Source organism: Streptomyces alkaliphilus, from assembly GCF_014141535.1.
Lineage (GTDB): Bacteria > Actinomycetota > Actinomycetes > Streptomycetales > Streptomycetaceae > Streptomyces > Streptomyces alkaliphilus.
This window is the reverse complement of sequence record NZ_VKHT01000212.1, coordinates 1-6283: the sequence shown is the minus strand read 5'-3', so window position 1 is coordinate 6283 and position 6283 is coordinate 1. Positions and strand designations below refer to the sequence as shown.

Here is a 6283-nt window from a genome sequence, read left to right as displayed (position 1 = left end):
AACCGGGGGTGCCGATTCCGTCGGGACCGCGGGGTCGGTGGGATCACCGGGGTTCCGGGGTGCCAGGTATCCGGCCCGTTCGAAGGCGCGGAGCAGTCGGGCGACGGCGGGGTCCGTGGGATCCCCGGGGGTCCGCAGCGCGGCGACGAGGTCCTCCTCGGCGACCCCGCCGGGGTTCACCCGCAGAAAGGTTCCGTCGACGGTGCGGACGGCGGGGCCGATCCCCGGTACCCGGACCAGGGCGACGCCGGGGGCGAGTCGGGAACGGGGCACGCGGACCTCCCGAAGGGGCGTGGTCGATGGACACGGTGCGGTGCCGCCGGGGCCTTCGCGGAGGAGACCCCCGGCACCCGCCGGGGAGTGGGGCGGCCCCCCGGCCGGTGGGCCGCCCCGGGGGCCGGTTCACCCGGCCCCGGTCACTCCTCGGTGTCCTCGAAGGGGTTCTCGACGAGGGCGTTGGAGTGGCTGGGCGAGAGGTGGGCCAGCTGGCCCGGGTCGGCGACGGGGGCGAAGACCTGGTCCTGCTCGAACTCGTGCTCCATCGGAATCCTCCGTAATGAGGGCGAGTTGACACCCGGTCGGATGCCACGCAGAAGAGTAATAAAAATGATTTTCAATATCAATGGTTCAGAGGGTGATCGGGGTGACACACGGGCCAACCGCCCACCGGATCGACGCTCACCCGCCCCACCACGTCCAGCACCTCGGCCAGCAGACGGGGGGTCACCACCTCGCCCGGCGGTCCGTCCGCGACCACCCGACCGTCCCGCAGCGCCACGATCCGCTCGGCGAACCGCGCCGCGTGGCCCAGGTCGTGCAGCACCATCACCACCGTGAGGTCCCGCTCCCGCCGCAGCCGGACCACCGTGCCCAACACCTCCAACTGGTGGTGCAGGTCCAGGTAGGTGGTGGGCTCGTCCAACAGCAGGATCCGGGTGTCCCGGGCGAGCGCGAGCGCCAACCGCACCCGCTGTCGCTCACCCCCCGACAGGGAGTCCACCGGGCGCTCCGCCCACTCGGTCACCCCCGTGTCCGCCAGGGCCCGGGTCACCGCCGCGTCGTCGCCGCCCCGCAACATGCCCAGCGGGCCGCGCGCCGCGTAACGACCCTGGCGCACCAACTGGCGCACCGTCATCCCCGGCACCGGCGGTGCCGACTGGTGCAGCAACGCCACCCGGCGGGCCGCCTCGCGACGGGACATCCCCATCAGGTCGTCATCGCCCAACGACACGCTCCCCCGCTCCGGCCGGAGCAGGCCCGCGATCACCCGCAACAGGGTTGACTTGCCGCAACCGTTCATCCCGATCAGCGCGGTCAGCTCGCCGGGTGCCACCCGCAGATCCACCCCGCGCAGCACCGGGCGGTCCGGATAACCGAACACCACGTCCCGGACCGTGATGCCGGGCGGTCGCCCGGGCCGATCGGCCGACCCTCCCTCCGGGGCCGGGGGCACCCCCCTCACCGGCGCCGTTCCCACCGGTCCCGGCACCCCGGCCGGACCCCGTGTCTCCTCCATGGGGGTCGCCCCTTTCGCGTTCCTCATCGCCGTGTCCCCTCACCGCCCTCGCGGCACCCGCCCCGGCCGTTCCCCGGGGTGCGCCGGGACCCCCTTTTCCCGTTCTTCCCGTTCTTCCCGTTCCGCCGGATTTCCGGGTCTCCCCGGTTCCGTCCCGGCCCTCGGCCCCACCTCAGAAGTCCCGTGCGGGGGACCGTCGGACCACCACCAGCAGCAGCACCGCGCCCAGCGCCGTGGTCAGCGCCCCCACCGGCAGGGTCAACCGATCGGCGTCCCAGAGGACCGCCAGGCCCCGTCCGCCGACCTGCGCCAGGGCGTCCGCCCCACCCACGACCGCCGCTCCGGCCAGCGCCGCACCCGGCACCGTGATCCGCAGATCGGCGCCGAACAGCGCCAGGGCCAGGTGCGGCACGAGGAGTCCGACGAACCCCAGCGCCCCGACGGTCGAGACCGCCCCGGCGGCCAGGGCCACCGCACAGACCAGGGCCGCGCCCCGGGCCCTCGCGGTGTCCAGACCGGCCTCGGCCGCCTGGTCCTCGCCGCAGCGCAACAGGGTGAGCGGGCCGGCCAACAGCCAGGCGGCGACGCCCCAGCACAACGCCCACGGCCACAAAAGGTTCCAGTGCTGCCACACCCGTCCCTCGGTGGTGCCGATCAACCACTGGACCACCGAACCCAGTTCGCCGGGCGCCACCAACAACACCATGGCGGTCAGCCCGCCCAGCACGGCGGAGACCAGCACCCCGTGCACGGCGGTCTCGGTGGGGTCGTCGCGCCGGCGCCCCGTGAGCACCCACAGCAGACCCGCGCCGAACAGACCACCGAGACAGGCGGCGACCACCACCGCCAACGGCGACTGACGATCGGCGAGGCCGAAGCCGGTGGCCACCACCGCCCCCAGCACCGCCCCGGGGGTCACCCCGGTGACCTCCGGCCCGGCCAACGGATTGCGCAGGGCGGACTGCAGCAGCAATCCGGCCACCGCCAGGCAGGCCCCCGCCACGAGGGCGACGAGCATCCGGGGTACCCGGAGGTTCAGCACCACATGGCGGTCCAACGCGTCGCCCCCACCGAGGAGCACCTCCCACACCCCGGCGGGGGTGACCGCCCGACCGGCCAGCACATCGGCGACCGCCACCGCGAGCACCACCAGGAGCAGCAGCACCAGTCGCGGGAGCGGGGAACGCGGAGCCGGGAGCCGGGGCGACCTCCCCGCACGACGCCCGGCGGGGGTCGGAACGACCGTGTCGGAACTCATCGCGCCTCCTCCCGGGAGGTGTCCCGCACCGCTTCGACCGGGACACGCGGGAGCGGAACGGTCCCCGGAGGGCCGTCCTTCCGCGACACCGGACCGGTGCGCCGCCGCTCGGACCCCCGCCCGGAGCGCAGCAACAGAAGTCCCACCGGTACGCCCACCAGGGCCGTCCAGGCCCCCACGGGGGTCTCCACCGGTGCCAGCGCCAGTCGTGCCGGCAGATCCGCGACCAGGACGATCGCGGCCCCCCAGGCGATCGACCAGGGCAACCAGCGCACCGCGTGCCCCGTCGGATCGAGGCGACGGGCGATCTGCGGGGCCAGGAAGCCGACCCAGGCCACCGGTCCGCAGACCGCCACCACCGGGGCGATGAGCACGACGACCACCCCGAGCGCCATCAGGCGGGCCCTGCGCACCCGCACCCCCAGTGCGGAGGCGTCGTCGTCGCCCAGCCTCAGCACCGACAGCACGGGGGCGCACAGCACGAGTGCCGGTACGGCGAGCACCAGCCACGGCCACACCCCGCCCACGTGCTCCCAGGTCCGGGCGGACAGCGACCCGAGCAGGTAGCGGTAGATGATCTGCAGACTGAGCTGATCGGCCATCACCATCACCACCAGCAGGGCCGCCTGCAGCGCGGCGGTGACGGCGGCCCCGGTGAGCAGCACGGCCGAGGGGCTGCGTCCGAACCCCGCCGCGGCAAGGGTCAGTGCCCCACCGAGCGCTGCCCCGACGAGGGCGAGGGAGGGCACCAGCAGGGCGGGCAGGGAGAGCGAGAGGACCAGCGGAACAGCCACCCCGAGCGCGGCGCCCGCGGAGACCCCGAGCATCTCGGGGACCGCGAGCGGGTTGCGCAGCGCCTCCTGGAGCACCAGCCCGGCAGCTCCCAGGCAGGCCCCCGCCAGGAGGGCCAACACCACCCGGGGAAGACGGAGTTGGCCGACCACCACGGCGACGCGCGGGTCGTCCCCGCCGCCGGTGAGCAGACCGGGCAGGTCGGTCGGCGAAACCACCGGGGTGCCCAGACACAGGGCGGCGAGGCCCGCGCCGAGGATCAGCGCGGTGACGACGAGCGCGGCGGCGCCCCGGGCGTTCCGCCCCGGGCGCCCGGGGCGGACGCTGGGGCTCACAGAAGTGCCGTGGCCTCGTCGAGGACGATGCCCAGGGAGCGGGTGCCGCGTCCCTTGGCCCAGACCTCCGGGTCCACCTCGTGCACCTCGCCCTCCCGGACCGCGGTCAGGCTCTCCCACAGCGGATTACCCGCGAACACCTCGGAGAGCGGGGCGTCGTCACCGCCGAAGGACAGGGTCTCGACGAACAGCACGTCGACGTCCTCGGCCAGGATCTCCTCCAGGCTGTAGGTGCCCTCGATGCCGCGCGACTCCCACGGGTAGTGCGCGATACCGGGGAAGAGGCCGGCGGCCACGTCCGTGCCGGGAGCGGCGACGCCGAAGTTCTCGTCACTTCCGTAGATGATCAGGGCCGTGCGGTCGCTCGGCTCGGCCTCGGCCTCGGCCAGGCGGGTGCGGAAGGCCAGTTCGGCCTCCTCGGCCTCGTCGGTGCGGCCGGTCAGGGCGGCGAGGTCGCGCAGGTAGGCGATGCTGTCCTGCCAGTTCTCCGGCTGGACGGTCCAGAAGACGGTGGCGTCCTCCAGCGCGGGTGCGAGCCGGCCGTGGGTGTCCTCCAGACCGATCACCAGGTCGGGACGGTGGGAGAGGATCGCCTCGGGCTCGGGGGCGATGAACCCGCCGGGGACGACCGGCACCTCGGCAGCCGCCTCCGGCCCCAGGAATTCGGGGTGTGCCAGGAGTTCGCTGTTGGTGGCCACCGGAACGATGCCCAACTCGGTCAGCATGTCGTCGCACAGGGCCACCAGGCAGACGATCCGCTCGGGTTCGGCCTCCGTGGCGACCGTGGTGCCGTGCGCGTCGGTGATCTCCCGGGCGGGCTCGATCGGTTCGACGGTGATGTCGGCGGCGGAGCGACCGTCGTCCGTGGTCCCGGTGTCCGCGGCCGGGGTGCCCTCGGCGTCGGATGCCGCCTCCGTGGCGTCCCCGCCCGCACAGGCACCGAGCAGGAGCGCGGCCGCACCCGCGACCGCGAGCGCCCGCACCCCGCGCCGGGTCACCCGCCGAGCGGTGGGAGCGGGGGCCCCCGGGGTCTCGGACGACATCGGGAGGAGGGATCCGGGGTGCGGGGTGAACGGCGTGAACGGCGTGAACGGCATGGTCGTCTCTCGGCTCGTCTCGTGTCGGCGGTGTCGGGGCGCGGCGGTGTCACGCCGCGCGGGAACGGCGGCGCCCCCGTCGGGCGTCGGGCACGGCCCGACGGGCACGAGCGGGACGGGGACGGGCACATGCCGTCCGACGACTCCGGGTCGACACCCGGCCCCCCGGCACAGTCTATACATGATTATCATTTGCAGTACTCCGTATGTCGGCGATCCCAGGGACAGCGATGACCACCACTCCCGCCGCGTCCACGAGCACCGCGCCCACCGCGAACCCGCCGGGAAAGCCGTCGGGGGACGCCGCCCTGTTGGTCGCCGACCATGTGGCCGGAACCCTGCTGGTGCTGGCCCTCTCGGAGGGGTCGGGAAGCCCGGGAAAAGGAGTGGAAGCACGGGAGGTCGCCCGCCTGACCGGCTGTCACGTCTCCGAGCACGCCGGATTCCTCGTGCTCCCCGACGGCCGGGTCGCCTGCGTGGACGAACGCGCCGGTGAGGTGCTGCTGCTGGACCCGCTCGCCGCGCTCACCGGCCGCCCGATGCCCGTGAGTCGGGTGTCGGTGGCCGTCCCCGCCGAGCAGGTGGCCGCCGATCCGGAGGGGCGGTATCTGGTGGTGGGCGCCGGGCTCGGCCTGAACGAGGAGCCGTGGAACGATCTGGTGACGGTGGTGGACACCACCTCGGGACGCGGTGTGCGGGTGCGCACCCGTCCCGATGAACCGGGAGTGGGGGTGATCGGCGGGGGGCACTTTCCCGACGGGGCACCCCGCCTGGTACTGCGACGCCGCGCCCCGGGCTCACTGGACCTGCACCGTCTGGACGATCTGTGGACGGCGCCCACCGGTTCTCCCCGGGTGGAGCCGATCCACCGGATCCCGCTGCCCGACGACGGGTTGGGAGACGCCGACGACCCGTCGGACCCCACGGTCGCAAGGGTGCTGACCGCCTGTGGGGACGGGGTGCACCGCGCCCGCGTGCTCGGCGACCGACTGGTCGCGGAACCACCGCTGGCGTGGGGCACCACGGGACGGGGCCACTACCTGCGCCCCGAACCGGGCACCGACCGCGTCTGGTCGGTGGTGCGCGGGGGCCCGGCGGAACCGACGGGGTGGCCGGAGTGGACCAACACCGCCTGGTGCCGCCACACCTCGGCGGAGCGCACCGACCTGTTCGACCTCGGCCCCGGCCTGGTCTTCCGCATCGCCTTCGCCGCACCCGGTGTCGCCGCCTTCAGCCGGGTCCACCCCGACGGGGACGAGTTGTTGCTGTTGCCCACCCGTCCCTC

The 6283-nt window shown here is 74.2% G+C and carries 6 protein-coding genes and 1 pseudogene; 1 reads left to right on the top strand and 6 read right to left on the bottom strand.

Translation table 11 applies throughout. The annotated features are described in order from the left end of the window. The 6 genes and pseudogenes from FNQ90_RS09430 to FNQ90_RS09410 all read right to left on the bottom strand — a co-directional run. Window positions 1–273, bottom strand: a pseudogene (locus FNQ90_RS09430) (hypothetical protein); the annotation flags it as partial. Window positions 274–416: 143 nt separating this feature from the next. Continuing rightward, on the bottom strand, window positions 417–542 hold the full coding sequence (amiA, locus tag FNQ90_RS28110; protein ID WP_267130969.1) for a streptamidine family RiPP: 126 nt from the start codon (window positions 540–542) through the stop codon (window positions 417–419). Between the two features lie 77 nt (window positions 543–619). Continuing rightward, window positions 620–1516, bottom strand: a complete 897-nt coding sequence (locus FNQ90_RS09425; protein ID WP_182605949.1) for an ABC transporter ATP-binding protein — start codon at window positions 1514–1516, stop codon at window positions 620–622. A 172-nt stretch (window positions 1517–1688) separates the two neighbouring features. Continuing rightward, window positions 1689–2774, bottom strand: coding sequence for a FecCD family ABC transporter permease (locus FNQ90_RS09420; RefSeq protein ID WP_182605948.1), 1086 nt, complete (start codon window positions 2772–2774; stop codon window positions 1689–1691). Further along, window positions 2771–3826, bottom strand: coding sequence for a FecCD family ABC transporter permease (locus FNQ90_RS09415; RefSeq protein ID WP_407699331.1), 1056 nt, complete (start codon window positions 3824–3826; stop codon window positions 2771–2773). Before FNQ90_RS09415 ends, FNQ90_RS09420 begins: the two co-directional genes overlap by 4 nt. Before the next feature lie 71 nt (window positions 3827–3897). Then, on the bottom strand, window positions 3898–4944 hold the full coding sequence (locus FNQ90_RS09410) for an ABC transporter substrate-binding protein (protein WP_182605947.1): 1047 nt from the start codon (window positions 4942–4944) through the stop codon (window positions 3898–3900). 284 nt (window positions 4945–5228) lie between these two features. Here FNQ90_RS09410 and FNQ90_RS09405 point away from each other — a divergent pair. Continuing rightward, window positions 5229–6283: hypothetical protein (locus FNQ90_RS09405; protein ID WP_182605946.1), on the top strand; the 1055-nt coding region annotated here is incomplete at its 3' end.

What these genes read in the sequence shown, in the direction of transcription:
- FNQ90_RS09420 (WP_182605948.1), bottom strand. Translation starts at nt 2,774, where the DNA reads ATGAGTTCCGACACGGTCGTTCCGACCCCCGCCGGGCGTCGTGCGGGG.
- FNQ90_RS09425 (WP_182605949.1), bottom strand. Translation starts at nt 1,516, where the DNA reads ATGGAGGAGACACGGGGTCCGGCCGGGGTGCCGGGACCGGTGGGAACG.
- FNQ90_RS09410 (WP_182605947.1), bottom strand. Translation starts at nt 4,944, where the DNA reads ATGTCGTCCGAGACCCCGGGGGCCCCCGCTCCCACCGCTCGGCGGGTG.
- amiA (WP_267130969.1), bottom strand. Translation starts at nt 542, where the DNA reads ATGGAGCACGAGTTCGAGCAGGACCAGGTCTTCGCCCCCGTCGCCGAC.